This window comes from Sulfitobacter noctilucae, from assembly GCF_000622365.1.
In the GTDB taxonomy this organism is placed as follows: domain Bacteria; phylum Pseudomonadota; class Alphaproteobacteria; order Rhodobacterales; family Rhodobacteraceae; genus Sulfitobacter; species Sulfitobacter noctilucae.
In genome coordinates this window covers 64,941-78,031 of the sequence record NZ_JASC01000002.1, presented here as the reverse complement: position 1 = coordinate 78,031, position 13,091 = coordinate 64,941, and the positions used below count along the sequence as shown (strand labels likewise).

Annotated in this window: 15 protein-coding genes; 3 read left to right on the top strand and 12 right to left on the bottom strand. The window is 57.7% G+C overall.

Annotated features, from left to right (window positions below):
- Positions 1–3: 3 nt before the first annotated feature.
- From Z945_RS0101540 to Z945_RS0101505, 8 genes are all read right to left on the bottom strand, one after another.
- Positions 4–339, bottom strand: a complete 336-nt coding sequence (locus Z945_RS0101540) for a hypothetical protein (RefSeq protein ID WP_025050363.1) — start codon at positions 337–339, stop codon at positions 4–6.
- A complete protein-coding gene (locus tag Z945_RS0101535; RefSeq protein WP_025050362.1) occupies positions 336–1,106 on the bottom strand; it encodes a DUF4198 domain-containing protein in 771 nt (256 codons plus the stop codon). Before Z945_RS0101535 ends, Z945_RS0101540 begins: the two co-directional genes overlap by 4 nt.
- Before the next feature lie 24 nt (positions 1,107–1,130).
- Positions 1,131–2,288 (bottom strand): ABC transporter permease, encoded by a 1,158-nt coding sequence (locus Z945_RS0101530; RefSeq protein WP_025050361.1) that lies wholly within the window; start codon positions 2,286–2,288, stop codon positions 1,131–1,133.
- Complete coding sequence (locus Z945_RS0101525) at positions 2,285–2,956, bottom strand: ABC transporter ATP-binding protein (RefSeq protein WP_025050360.1); 672 nt, start codon at positions 2,954–2,956, stop codon at positions 2,285–2,287. The genes Z945_RS0101530 and Z945_RS0101525 overlap by 4 nt, the downstream gene beginning before the upstream one ends.
- Positions 2,953–3,519: a hypothetical protein gene (locus tag Z945_RS0101520; protein WP_152541020.1), complete on the bottom strand. Its 567-nt coding sequence runs from the start codon at positions 3,517–3,519 to the stop codon at positions 2,953–2,955. Before Z945_RS0101520 ends, Z945_RS0101525 begins: the two co-directional genes overlap by 4 nt.
- A 424-nt stretch (positions 3,520–3,943) precedes the next feature.
- Positions 3,944–4,528 (bottom strand): poly-gamma-glutamate hydrolase family protein, encoded by a 585-nt coding sequence (locus Z945_RS0101515; RefSeq protein WP_025050358.1) that lies wholly within the window; start codon positions 4,526–4,528, stop codon positions 3,944–3,946.
- Positions 4,529–4,586: 58 nt separating this feature from the next.
- Positions 4,587–5,522, bottom strand: coding sequence for a class II glutamine amidotransferase (locus tag Z945_RS0101510; protein ID WP_025050357.1), 936 nt, complete (start codon positions 5,520–5,522; stop codon positions 4,587–4,589).
- 751 nt (positions 5,523–6,273) lie between these two features.
- Positions 6,274–6,732, bottom strand: a complete 459-nt coding sequence (locus tag Z945_RS0101505) for a prepilin peptidase (protein ID WP_025050356.1) — start codon at positions 6,730–6,732, stop codon at positions 6,274–6,276.
- 113 nt (positions 6,733–6,845) lie between these two features.
- Between Z945_RS0101505 and Z945_RS0101500 the strand changes: the two genes are divergently transcribed.
- Both Z945_RS0101500 and Z945_RS0101495 read left to right on the top strand, forming a co-directional pair.
- A complete protein-coding gene (locus Z945_RS0101500) occupies positions 6,846–8,432 on the top strand; it encodes a DUF4331 domain-containing protein (protein WP_241434448.1) in 1,587 nt (528 codons plus the stop codon).
- 12 nt (positions 8,433–8,444) lie between these two features.
- Positions 8,445–8,663 (top strand): hypothetical protein, encoded by a 219-nt coding sequence (locus tag Z945_RS0101495; protein WP_025050354.1) that lies wholly within the window; start codon positions 8,445–8,447, stop codon positions 8,661–8,663.
- 51 nt (positions 8,664–8,714) lie between these two features.
- Here the strand turns inward: Z945_RS0101495 and Z945_RS0101490 are convergent, their stop codons facing one another.
- Genes Z945_RS0101490 through Z945_RS0101480 form a run of 3 tightly spaced genes read right to left on the bottom strand, consistent with a single transcriptional unit; the run spans position 8,715 to position 11,235 of the window.
- Positions 8,715–9,575 carry a type II secretion system minor pseudopilin gene (locus tag Z945_RS0101490; protein WP_025050353.1) on the bottom strand — a complete coding sequence of 287 codons (861 nt, stop codon included), beginning with the start codon at positions 9,573–9,575 and terminating at the stop codon, positions 8,715–8,717.
- Positions 9,572–10,123: a prepilin-type N-terminal cleavage/methylation domain-containing protein gene (locus tag Z945_RS19935; protein WP_025050352.1), complete on the bottom strand. Its 552-nt coding sequence runs from the start codon at positions 10,121–10,123 to the stop codon at positions 9,572–9,574. The genes Z945_RS0101490 and Z945_RS19935 overlap by 4 nt, the downstream gene beginning before the upstream one ends.
- Positions 10,120–11,235 carry an ABC transporter substrate-binding protein gene (locus Z945_RS0101480; protein WP_161634068.1) on the bottom strand — a complete coding sequence of 372 codons (1,116 nt, stop codon included), beginning with the start codon at positions 11,233–11,235 and terminating at the stop codon, positions 10,120–10,122. The genes Z945_RS19935 and Z945_RS0101480 overlap by 4 nt, the downstream gene beginning before the upstream one ends.
- Here Z945_RS0101480 and Z945_RS0101475 point away from each other — a divergent pair.
- Positions 11,214–11,882 carry a hypothetical protein gene (locus Z945_RS0101475; RefSeq protein ID WP_025050350.1) on the top strand — a complete coding sequence of 223 codons (669 nt, stop codon included), beginning with the start codon at positions 11,214–11,216 and terminating at the stop codon, positions 11,880–11,882. The genes Z945_RS0101480 and Z945_RS0101475 overlap by 22 nt on opposite strands.
- On the opposite strand, the gene Z945_RS0101470 is transcribed toward Z945_RS0101475, so the two are convergent.
- Positions 11,883–13,091 carry a type II secretion system F family protein gene (locus Z945_RS0101470; RefSeq protein WP_025050349.1) on the bottom strand — a complete coding sequence of 403 codons (1,209 nt, stop codon included), beginning with the start codon at positions 13,089–13,091 and terminating at the stop codon, positions 11,883–11,885.

The window sequence follows — 13,091 nt, the reverse complement described above, 5'->3', positions numbered from 1 at the left end:
CGTTCAGTTCTCCGTGCCACGTTCAATGTCGTCAGGCGTGAGAACCCAGTAATTGTCATGCCCTTCACTGGTTTCAACTTCAATGGACAGACCTTGCGTTGATGCGTCGGGATCGAGGGGAAAGCGCACTGTCCCATCTTTTTCCAATGGTAAGGTCAGCAACAATGTGTTTTCGGCGTCAAAAATGCGTACTTCACCAGAAATTGGAATTTTTCCAGTGGAGAATTTCGTTTCAACAATTACAGCGCCATCTTCCACAAAGGCGAAAACGATAAGTTGATGGGCCACGCTCGCTGTGGCCCACCCGATTACCGCCAAAGCGATAATTAGAGTTCTCATTCGCCGGTCCATTCCTCGAAGTTCACCCAGATGACGGCCCCCAGTTCGACAGCTTTGTCCTTGCCTTCGTAGTCCATCGTTTCCGGGGCAGTGTTAAGTGCGGCGAAGCCCCACCAACCGTCAGATGGGGCCGCATATGTGAACACGCCATTTGCATCTGCCTTGATCGTTTGGGTGATCATCAGATCGCTGGGCGCTGTCGCGGACATATCTTCATTATAATATTCAACTTCGACCTCCGCCCTCGGCACGGCCGCGCCATCAAGCATCACAACGCCTTGGAATACGTTGCCTTCCCAAAGGCCAAATGGCTTGGACAGCGGCACGATTTCGGTGCGCAGTCCCAGTTCAGCATCCCAGCCTTCATCATCGCCAAACGCGCTCACGTAGGTTTTAGTGTAATGAATTATGAAGCTGTCCTCGACCGGTTCCCAATATGGCTGGGGCTCCATCGCGAAGACATAGGTGCCGGGTCGTTCCAGCGGATAATCCAGCATGAAAGCGGGCTGGCCCATTACTTCGGTGTCCGCAAGATCACCCATCAGGTCGGTTGTTTCACCCTCGTGGGTCACGCTGAACGACACTGGGGCGTCCAGAACCATACCGTTGCCCTCAAACGGGTGCGAGAACGACAGGGTCAGACCGACAGACCGGCCATCTTCTTGGCTGATCATGCTGTCAGATGGGATGATCATTCCATAGTGGGCAAGTGCTGTCGTGCCGGTGAGGGCGGCAAGTGTAAGTACGGTCGCAAAAGTCTTTTTCATTGAAGTCTCCCTGTGAGGTTGAGATCATGTCGCCAGTAGCCAGGCCACAATGGTATCGCCGCGCGATTGCACGGCAAGGACGATGCCTAAAGATATGACTCCGGCAATGCTCAGTAATATGAATGTCTCGGCAGCCAGAAGGCGCACAATCATGCCGCGCCTCGCCCCGAGCTTGAATGCAGTCTGCATTTCCCGCGCGCGAAGGCGATAGGATAGAAAAATCGCAAGTCCGATGGCAGCCAGCGCCGCCGTTCCAATGATTAATGACACAGCATCGAGCAGTGTTTTGATGCGGAAAATACGGTCTACGAGATCGCCAACCACGTCTTTAGGAACGATCACCTGAACGGGGTTTTCAGGGTCGAGGTAGCGCCCACGCAGGATCGTCCCCGCCCGTTCATCACTGGGCACAAGGATGATGGCTGACACCGGATAGCTCGCGGGGTCGCCGTGGAAATGAAAGCTGTCGATGTTTTCGTCCGTAATCCGGTTGAACTCAAGAATACTGGCCGCTGCAACGATGTCTTCGCCTTCCGCCCCTGTCGCCATGACACCATCATGGCCGTGTCCGATGCCTGAAATCACCCATGAAGTTTTTATATCGACGAACACCGCCTCGTCGTCCGGCGTTCCAGTTGGGGCAAACACACCAACGACGTTCAGTTCAAGTGGGTATACCCCGTCAAGATCAAACAGGTTTTCCGGTGATGACACGACCGTGTCGCCAGGACCAAGAGCAAGACGTGCAGCCACATCCGCGCCCAGCACAGCCTCGCCCAAAACGGCAATGCCGCGTCCGTCCGCAACCTCCAGCCCGCGAAAATCAAAGTAATCCAAAGAGGTGCCGATAATACGTGAGCCGTTCGTCTCGAACGCCGTGTTCATTGGGATCGGCAGGCCCAGCCCCGTGTTCCAGACCGTATCCGTCACGGCCATAGTCACAGGTTCTGCGCGGTCTTCAGAAAAATAAAGCGCGTTCATCACTAGATCGAGCTGGCTGCCGCGACTGCCCAAAACCAGCGGTGTTGCGTCAGCCCGGTCAGTCAAAGCGGCGCGTGATCCGTTCAACAGCACTTGACTGATGATCGGCACCGCAAGGATCAGTGCCGTGACAAGAACAAGCACCAATGACCTGATCCAGTTGAACCGCAGATACGCGAAGGCAAGATGGAATGCGTTCAAAGCGCCACCTCTTTTTGCCGGAACGCGGCAAAGTCGATAATCCTGTCAAAGCGTGGCAACAGATCGTGATCGTGGGTGACGGCCAGTAAGGACGCCCCATGTTCTGCGGTCCGTTCAAATAGCAGATCGAGAATGGCAGATTTATTTTCCGGGTCTAAGTTACCGGTCGCCTCGTCTGCTAAAATCAGTTTCGGTCGCATCACCAGCGCACGGCATAGGGCGACACGTTGTTGTTCGCCTTGGCTGAGTGCGCCAGGATGACGATCCAGTTTGTCACCAAGCCCGCAGGATGTTGCCAGATTTGCGGCGCGAGTGCGGGCCGCGCCGTCCAGCTTCGCGCCGGATGTGATGCGATAGGGATAAAGAATATTTTCGCGTGCGTTCAGATAGTCCAGAAGTGCAAAGTCTTGAAAGACAAAGCCGATCTGTGATGCACGCACCGCACGGCGGGCTGAATCCCCCAGCTTAGAAATTTCTGTTTCGCCCAGATGCACAGTGCCGTTGTCTGGCACGGTTATCCCCGCAATCAAGTTCAAAAGCGTCGTCTTGCCGGTGCCGCTGGGTCCGACCACGGCGACTTTTTCACCTGCGTCCAAACGTAAAGACGGGATCGTCAGTCGGAAATCGCCGCCCGGATAGGCAAATGATAAATCAGATATTTCGATCATTCTGCCGCTACCATTGTACCTGCATCGCTGCGGTCTACATCTGTAAGAACAAACGCTGTCATCCGCCACGCACCGCCTACTGGCTCAACAGTCAGGTTTGCCGAATAGGTGTTGCCGCGCACATGCAGATGGGTGGCGTGCCCGACAGTACCGACGACATGCCATTTTACATCCATCGTAACGGTATTGCCTGATTGCCACGATGACAGGCTCGTCAGTTCCATCGCGTGCAGGGTCTGGTCTGCTTCATCCAGACCGCCACCGACCATCGCGCCGACGCGTTCCAGATAGAGCGTTTCGAGAGCATCTTCGGCGGAGACTTCAGCCAGTTTGTCGTAGATTACTACCTCATTAGTCTCTCCAAAGGCGAGATATACGACGGATAACATTTCTGGCACGACCTGATAGGATTTACTGGAAAGCTCATGCGCGGTCATGTTTTCAAAACCCGGAGTGGCATACGTACGCGCCTCACCGGGCCGCAGGAAAATGACGACGGCTAACAGGGCAGCCGCAATGATCGCCCCGATTAAAAAAAGCCCCAATTTCAATCTACTACTCAAGTTCCACTCCGTCGTTCACAATTAAGAACGTACAATGATTAGATATAGTTTCACATTGGCCTTTGGGTAATTCAAGCGGAGCTGGGTGCCCAAAAGTGTTCCTTTTCGACACAGGCCCAAACCCCATCCGTTGACGCCTCCAAAAATCCCCGTTCCGAACTTGCCCTTTTGTTCAAGGGTTTCGTATTTTTCGCGTTAGCGGACGTGCAAGCGCGGCGCAGCATCTGAAACTTTGAGCTCGAAGCAGTCATCGGATGCAGCGCAGCATTCGCTGCGCGCGGGCTTTAAAATTAAGTCGAGAGACAAAGCTGCCATTTCCGCAACTCTTGTATGCGTCGGCTGGCGGCCCGCTACAGTCGTTCGCTTGCGTGAACTGTGCGGACCAAAAGGCGCGCGTGACCCGGCTCCGGACGGTTGTTTCTCTTCAATCAGCGCGCGCCACTCGGATGGCGTTTCGGATGGCCGTGCAGAAATCTTGCAGGACAGTCTGTTCGACCGCGAGCCTGCTACGGAACGATCGTGAAAGCTCAAGTTGTACCCCTTTGCCGGAACGCGTCCGGTTGCAGATGTTGAATTCATGTTCGCCCGGCAGCGTCTTGTTTGGTTCAGCCTTGAAACCGGCCGCTCGCAGCGATGCAGCTATGGTATCCCGCAGATCGGTCGCCCGGCCACCCATCCATACGGCATCAGTTCCGTCATCTTTTCGTCCGTGGATCGCAACTGCGGTGTATGTCCTACCGACAAGGTCGAGGGCAAGGGGTTCATCGAAGCGGTGGGAGGTAATGTGGAAGTCGCCATGGGCCCCGACTGCCAGTGCCTCGAACGTATAAAATGACAAGTCGGCTCCCGCAATCGCCTCAGCTATTTCTGCGGTTTCAGGCTCTATGGTGCCGCCGTGTGGCGCGAGGATCACTACAGATGAGCCGCGATCTTCGCACCGTATTTTGTAGTCGACGTCGAGCTGTGACACGGCGGCCAGTTCTTCAAAATTTTGGAAACGATCAGCCATACATCATTGTCCTGCTCTTATTGAAAGGCGGACTGCATCTCGCGGCGGAACTGCCAATTCACACATTCAACCTGCTTACCTTTTTCGAAATGAAACCGCCCTTATTTTGGAGCGCCACGATTTCACCGAATTCGATGTTCAGCCATTCGTCACCATCGTCGGTCAGGGGCTCGGACGCGAAAATGGCGGATGTCGCCTCGCCTTCCGGGCACACATCGACTTCGTAAGAACTCTCGTAATTCTGGAAGTTCTTGCCAGTAAGAAGGTACATCGGCTCCAGCAACATCGAGAGAGACATGTCCTCCTCGCGTAGTTTCTTCCAGTCCCCGGTCACGTCCGTTTCGCCCTTGTGGCCGCAGCCATAATTGACGCCGATGATCCGGTCCTGCCCGACCAAAGCAATTTTCAGTTTCGTAAGCGCGACCAGATCGAGCTTGCGCATCGCCTCAAGTATGACCTCAAGCAGTTTTTCGAACCCCTGCTTGACGTCTTCGTCGCTATCTCCCTTTAGCAACGACAAAAGCAATGTATAAAGAAATTCCGTGTCAGTTGTGCCGCGCATCTGTTCGAGATAGCGATCATTGCAGTGGGCCAGCAATTCCCTTTGCAGCAGCCTCCAGTTCGGCAAGGCACCGTTCTGGGCTATAATCCAAGGCGTTTCGTCGAAGGAAAACGGGTGACAATTTTCGTCGGTTTGGACAACGCCGGAATCGTATCCCGATGCGCGCACGTGAGCCAGCAGAGTGCTGCCTTGTAGGCTTGGAATGATGCCTGTGGCGTTGTCGTCATAGAACGCCGCCTTAGGCCTGCGATAGAGCAATGGATCCTCTGGTTTCAGAAGGTGTTCGCTCCAGGCTCCAAATCCCCAACCGGCCAACTGAAGATGTGGATGAAGCTCAGGGTCCAGGCTCTGATTGACCAAGCTGTTCTTCGGTTCCAAGAGCAAACTCGCGAGCGGTATTTCCGGCCCAATATAAGCAAAGACACGGCACATAATATTACTAACCTCTCAGTTGAACGTAACCCGAACAGGTCCGTGACGCACTGGACACGAACCTTGCAAAGTCGCTTTCCGCGCGCATCAGATTTTGCCCACTGGTGCAGCGCCACGCAATATGGGCTCCCCAGCAAACTTCGCCACGTATTCCACGAACGGCACCCTAAACACGCCCCGCCTATCGGTGCATCGTGTGTGAACTCAACAGATGCGGACAAAATCGACCTCGAATTTTGCATACTCTCTGACGGAGGATTACTTTGCAACCGCGGCATGCTAGTCGCCGCATTGCAGCTAAAGGTGCCGATGCAGTAATTGGACCCGCCTCAATGACATTACATCCGGACTTGGCCATCGCCGCACAGTGTCAATCCTATCGAAAGGCGGACTTTGCCGATATTCGTTTTTCGTACTTTGCTGACACAGCACCTGTTCGCGATTTCAGTACATATTTCATCGCAGCGCAGTCGGAACACTGATTTATGCTCACGCGATCCACGATGCCCCAATTGGCGGTACCTTTCAATTTGCGCTGGAAGCGCCCACTCGCGCGCCGGTCAAACTCGCGAATAATGCGGGAAGTCTGAAGACAACCGGTAAAGCATCAATCTTGAAACCAAGGCTGTGATCCTTCTTACCGATTTTTGGCATGACGGGTACCACCGGCTTTGAAGTACCGATCGAGGGCATGTTACGCGTAACTTCCGCTGGTGTCTTGGTTCCGAGTTGGCACTCCGTCAATTAGCTCTCAGTTGACCCACCCGACAAACTGAGCGAGCCACACGGCGAAAAACCCCAAAGACAACCACGGTCCAAACGGAACCTGGGTCGCGGTGCGCCGAGTGATTAATACGAAAACAAGCGCGCTGGTCGCTGCGATTAACATCGTGACAGGCAGCGCGGGCCAGCCCAACCACGTGCCCGCAGCGGCAAAGAGTTTGGCATCTCCCAGTCCCAACCCTTCGCGGCCTTTGCGACTGAAATAATATTGTCCAAGAAGGGCGAGCAAGGCGAAACCGACCGTGCCGCCGATGATCGAAGTGACCAAGGTTGACCAGCCCCCTACAGCCGCAAAGGCCAGCCCCGCGGCGATCAGAGGAAAGGTGAAACGATCAGGCAAGCGCTGTGTTTGGATGTCGATCCATGAGAGCCGCACCAATACTGCTGCGAGAACGCAAGTCGAAACGAACCACAACAGCTCCGGCATGTGCCAACCCTCCTAATTTTCAAATGCTTTGAAACTTTGCCGAAACCAATCCGTGAGTACCAGTGCTTGAATTATAAAAGCGAGCCGAACAGGCATAATCCGGGAGGACCGGCATGCCATCTAATCAGGAGAAACGGATGCCATTTACCAAGACAGCTACAAAATTCGCGATGACGGCCAGTGTTGCCGCCCTCGTCGCCTCCACTGCGGGGGCTTCGTCCCACCGCGAGGCACCGGGGATCACCGAGCAGCCTAAAGTGGACGCAACAGATTTTTACATGTTCCGCAGTTACGAGCCGGGGCGTGAAGACTACGTTACTTTCATCGCCAATTATATTCCATTGCAGGCCCCCTACGGCGGTCCGAATTATTTCACGATGGACCCCGATGCGATCTACGAGATCCACATCGACAATGACGGTGACGCGGTTGAAGACGTCACGTTCCAGTTCGATTTCGAGAATACTCTCGCAATGGACGGTGCGGGCATTGCGCTGGAAATCGGTGATGCAACCGTCGCGATCCCGCTACGGACGGCTGGCCCAATCACTGGTGCCGCCGATGATCCGCTGAACGAAATGGAAAGCTACACGCTGAAGAAGATCATGGGTGATCGCCGTTCGGGTGAAGCCTCAATGGTCACAGGCGACGGTGGCAACACCAGCTTTACCAAACCGCTTGACTATGTCGGCACCAAGACACTGCCGGATTACGAGGGTTATGCAAACAGCCTGATCCACGACGTTTCGATCCCCGGCTGCGAAGCACCCGGCAAGGTGTTTGTCGGCCAGCGTGCCGAAGCCTTTGCCGTCAATCTTGGCGAAATTTTTGACCTTGTGAATCTCGTACCGCTGGAAGGCTCGATCGAAAACGACCGTTCCAACGACGATCTTGTGGACCGGTTCAACGTGACATCACTGGCGCTTGAAGTGCCGATTTCCTGTGTCACGGGTGATGGCAACGGCGTGATCGGCGCATGGACAACGGCCAGCCTGCCACAGGGCGAAGTCGAAGATCCCTCGCCTACATACGCGTCTACCTCCGTTTACGGTGGTGCGTTTGTGCAGCAGTCGCGTTTGTCCAACCCACTGGTGAACGAAGTCGTGATCGGCCTTCCGGACAAGGATCTCTTTAACGCAGCAGAACCAACACAGGACAGCGCATTGGCCACCTATGTGACCAACCCGACTTTGCCTGCACTGATTGACATCCTGTTCCGCGACGCTTTGGGTGCGACAAGCAATATCGCGCCATCAAACCTGCCGCGTCAGGATCTTGTTACTGCATTCCTCACCGGTTTCCCGGGTGTGAACCAACTGGCAACCGTGACGCCTTCAGAAATGATGCGCCTGAACACAGCCATTCCGGTGACACCGCGTGATGCGCAAAGCCCATTTGGTGTTGTCGCAGAAGACCTTGCAGGTTTCCCAAATGGACGCCGTCCGGGTGACGACACGGTCGACATCGCCTTGCGCGTTGTTATGGGTGCTCTTTGTCACCCAGTTCCATTGGGTGCCGAGCTTGGCATCGAAGGCGCTGTGGAAGACACGGACACCGATCTAGTGAACCTTGGTCTGTGTGCACCTGAAGACGCACCGGTTGGCAATGCGCCCTTCATCGATGGTGCGCCGATCTCCGCAGCCGAGTTGCAGAACGCGTTCCCCTACCTGAACACGCCACTGCCCGGCGCAACCAACTAAACGGGAGCATTCATGAAACTGAAGTTTACAACAGCAGCCTTGATGACCAGCGTCCTTCTGATCGCCGCATGCGACGACTCAGACAATGCGGGCGGCGAGGAAGCGACAGGCATCGACACATTCGGGGCGGCATTCCGCGCCATGTTCGATGCGGACGCCAACGCCGAGCCGGTAGATGCGCAAAGCATCAACATCTCGGTCAATAGCACAGCCGACCCGTTCAATCCCTGAACGCCGGCTGACACGAAAAAGACCAGAAAGCCCCCGCGTGTCGGGGGCTTTCTACTTTTCGGGGGGCAAATTCGCGGACGGTCGGAGTTGCCGTTCCAGTACGTCCACGGCCTTGATCCCCGCTGCATTGCGCCGGACCAGTACCGTTCGCAAGGCTATGCTGGCACTGCCCGCCTCAGCCAGAATATCTACCCGGTACACGTTTGAGGTAAATCCGCTATTTTGCGGGCGCAGCGCACCAACACCCTGCAACATGTCCAAAGACAGCATTACGCGCCCTTCGCGCAGGCGCAGCAATTGCGCGGATTGGCTTGGGTTCTGCATCATCACTGACAACAGAAATGGCTCGACCGAATTGAGGTTCACCGTACCCGGCACAGGCAGCGCCGTCACATGCGGTGCGAGAGCTGCGACAGTTTCCGTTGCCACACCGTAATCCGTTAAATCCTCAAGCGCAGAGATGCGGCCCACGGCCTGAAGGATGCGCACGATCTGGTTCACCGTACCCGGCGGCTGATCAAGTGCTGTCATCAGCCGCGTGCCGAAGGCCTGCGTGCCCGCCGATAAATCACCCAGTTGATTGATATCGAATTTCGCCTGCAAATCCTCAACAGCGACCGAAAACCGCCCTGTCGGAAGCTGCGTTTCCTGCTGCACGACGCTGAGCGCCCAAGGTTCGTTCAGATGATCCGTCTCTGGCGCAGTATCCATATCGCGGCGCAAGGCATCCACCACCGATGCTTCGGCCCCAAGCGCGATCTGTTCGGCGATGGCGGCATCGCTGGACGCCGAAATCCGATCCAGTGTGCGTTCCTGCCCTGAGATCAGCAGCACCATCAAGCCGCCCGCAATCGCCAGCAACACCAGTACATTGACAAGCACAACGCCGCTGTCCTGCGTGCGGCCACTCATCGGCCCTGTCCTGCGGCCAGCGGGAAAAGGCGGGTGATAAATTCTGTCCGGCCCCCGTCCGCCCGCACGTTCAGCACCAGTTCAGCAGCGTGTGGCCGCACCGCGTCTGTCGCGCTGGCGGGGGGCCAAGTGCCATACCAGCGGCCCGATCGATCCATCAACTTCCACTCAGCTGAGGCAACATCGTCGAGCAGATGCTGATCCACATTATCAGTCCCCACCCGATCAATGCGCCGCAGTAAAACATCCTCATTTGTCAGATAAGTGATTTCGACGGCTGTACCCTCCACCGGGCGCAGGAACCGCAGGGCCCCTGCCTCCAATGTCGCAGTCAGCCCACGCATCTGCATCAGATCACGGCGCAGGATCACAAAGCTTCGGTCTATGTCGGCGAGCCGCTCTAGCCGCCCTTCCGTGCGTTCGCCCGTGCGTGAAACGGTGTTAAGAACGGCCAAACCGGCCACGCCAATCACCGCGAAGATGGCCAGTGATACCAGGACTTCAATTAGGCTGACGCCCGCATCCCCGGCACGCTGCGGCTGGCTCATACGGATGTGCTGCCGATCAGGCTGAACTCTCCTGCGCCAACCTTCAACACGCCAAGCCCGCGTTCGCACAGACCCGAGCGCAGGAACCGGTAGGGACCGACAACGCCGGTAAATCCATTGTCGCGTGTCAGACCTCTTACGGAAAGCTGGCCGGCTTGTCCCAGGATGCGCAAAAGCTCCACTCCGTCGAAGGCCAGACCGGTGATGATCCCACCGGGTGATCCGGCTACTTGGCTGTAGGTCTCGTCAAAGGCGGCAAAGCGCAGCGGATCGGGTGCCGCGAACCACGCATCGCGGAACGCAGGTCGGCCCGAAAGGTCAAGTGAGGACCACTGGGTTGAGCCCAGAAGCTGGACGCCCTGACCCCGTAAAGCTTCTGCAAATCCCGCGAGGGTCGCATCGGCGGCGGGCAGATAGACCGCTTTCGGCAGCGGCCCGCTGGCTTGCAAAGCTGCCACGAGTCCCTCGGCGCTTGAGCGCACCAGCGTGGGCCGCACGCGCAGACCTAGAGCTGTTCCTACACGTTCTGCGGCAGCCGCCGATTGAGCGCCGAATGTTCCGGGGGGGACGACCGTAGCCACGTCTCCCAGCCCGCGCTGTGCTGCAATTGAAAGGATCGCCTGCGCGGATTGAGCAGGGGTGACGCCAAACACAAAGGTGCGCCGCCCCGCAAGGCTTGCGTTGTTCGACAGGCTCACGATCGGCACGCGCACCGCTTGACTGACCGCTTCGGTCTGGGCGCTGAACACCGGACCGACCAGCATTTCGGCCCCCGCCGCCACCGCTGCGGTAGCTGCCGCCACGGCGCTTTCAGCCGTTGATCCGCTGTCGATAATCTCGATTCCGATGCCGGGACCGCCGCCGAGGGTTGCGGCGGTGCGCAATCTCTGGCCTAGTTCTGCCGATTGCCCCGATAGCGGCAACAGCACCGCCGACCGGCGCGGCCCGCCCGTAGTGGACCCCGACCCTGAACCGGGCAGCACAAGCTCCCCGCAACCCGCAGAAAGCGAGACCAAGGATGCAGCAGAGGCCCCCGCCAGCACCCGCCGCCGTGACAGGCCGTGCGACGGCTCTACGGGTCGGGCTTTGGATGGTTTTACTGGCTGTGACATTGGCGATCCTGCTGTTGCTGGCCGGCACATTGGCCCTGCGTGTACCGATAAGCTTGCTTACCCGAAACATAGACATGCCGCCAGCGGTGCTTGCGGTGCAAGGCTCTGTAGGCGATGGGCGCGCTTTGCTCGAAGGCGGCTATGCGCTGCGCTGGGATAGCCGTTTGCTGATGCTGCCTTTGCCTCATCTCCGTAGCGATACGGTGCTTGAAGGAGGAGATACGCGGCTGACCGGTTGGGCATCTGCGGGGCTTCGCGGTTTTGCTGTAGTCGACCTTTCGGGCCGCGCAGGTCCTGGGCTGGCGCGGCTGATTCCCGGTGCGTGGACCTGTGAAATGTCAGCGACGGTGCGGGACGTATCGCTTCGCTGGGGCTGGCGCGATGCGGCCGCAGGCGGCAACGTCGCCACACCGGCGGGGATTTGCACGGAAGGCACGCGGCAGGCGAACATACCGTCTTTGCAGATTAACCTGTCACAGGTCGGCAAAGATGGGCTCGCGACACTTTCAAGCGATGGCCAACCTCCCATGGCGCGGATACGCTTGGGCCGCGACAGGATCATCGACATTGCCATTGAGCCCACTGCGGCAGAGATTTTTACGGCCCTGCCGCGTGGTGGCCCGATCACTTTGCAACTGCCGTTCTGATCACCCCGCCAGACCATTCAACCCCACGATCGGCATCAGTATCGCCATCACCAAAAGCATCACGACGCCTCCCATCACCAACAGAACTGCCGGTTCGACCAGCGCGACAATCGTGCTGACCGTCGCTTTCAATCCTGCCGCTTGATCTATCGCGGCCTTGTTCAAACTTTCGCCCAGCTTGCCGCTTGCCTCACCACTTGCGATCATGGCGATCAGCATCGGCGGAAATACCTTCGCCGCCGTCACCGCGCGCGACAATGCCGCCCCGTCCTGTACGGCCTGTGTGATCTCGCCCACGCGCTTGCGCATGAACCGGTTGGGAACAGTGCCCGATGCTGCGCGCAGCGCTTCGGCCAGCGGCACACCTGATTGCACCAGCGTGGCCAGCGTGCCCGAAAATTGCGCCGCGTTCATGCGCAACACCAGTGGGCCAATCAGCGGCGCGCGGATAAGCCAGCCGTCCCATTGTAGCCGCAAAGCGGGTTGGCGCAGCAGGGCAAGCCCGGCGAGAAGCCCAAGCGCCAAAGCGCCACCCACCATCAATCCCCAACGTGTCATCCAGTCCGACACGGCGATCAGACCACGCGTCAGCCCTGGCAGGTCGGCACCGCGTGCTGTGAAGACGCGCACGATGTCGGGTACGACGAAGGTCAGCAGTGCGACTATCACGCCGACGGACACCAGTGCTAGAAGTGCCGGGTATATCAGCGCCAGTTGCAGGCTTTGCCGATTGCGGGCGCGATCCTCGATATGGAGTGCCAGATGCTCCAGAACCTCCGGCAGCTTACCCGCGCTTTCTGCCGCCCGCACGGAGGCGCGGTAGTATTCGTCGAAAGACCCCGGCACGTCCTCCAAAGCCTCGGCAAAACTGCGCCCATCCACGATGGCACTGCGCAGGTTCAGCAAAAGCGACACGTCGCGGGTGCCCGACATCTGTTCCGTCACGATCTTGAGCGCATCCTCGATCCGCACCTGCGCCCCCACGAGCGTTGCCAGTTGCCGCGTCACCAACACCTGTTTCTTGAAGGACAGCCGATGCGATCCCACGCCGCGCGATGCACCTGCACGCTGCCGCGTCGCCTCCACAGACAAGGGCAGAAGATCGCGCGCGCGCAACTCGGCGCGGGCGGCGGCGGCGCTGGCCGCTTCCAGCAACCCCTTGGTTTTCTTGCCGGACGGATCGACCGCCTGATATTGGAATGCGGGCAT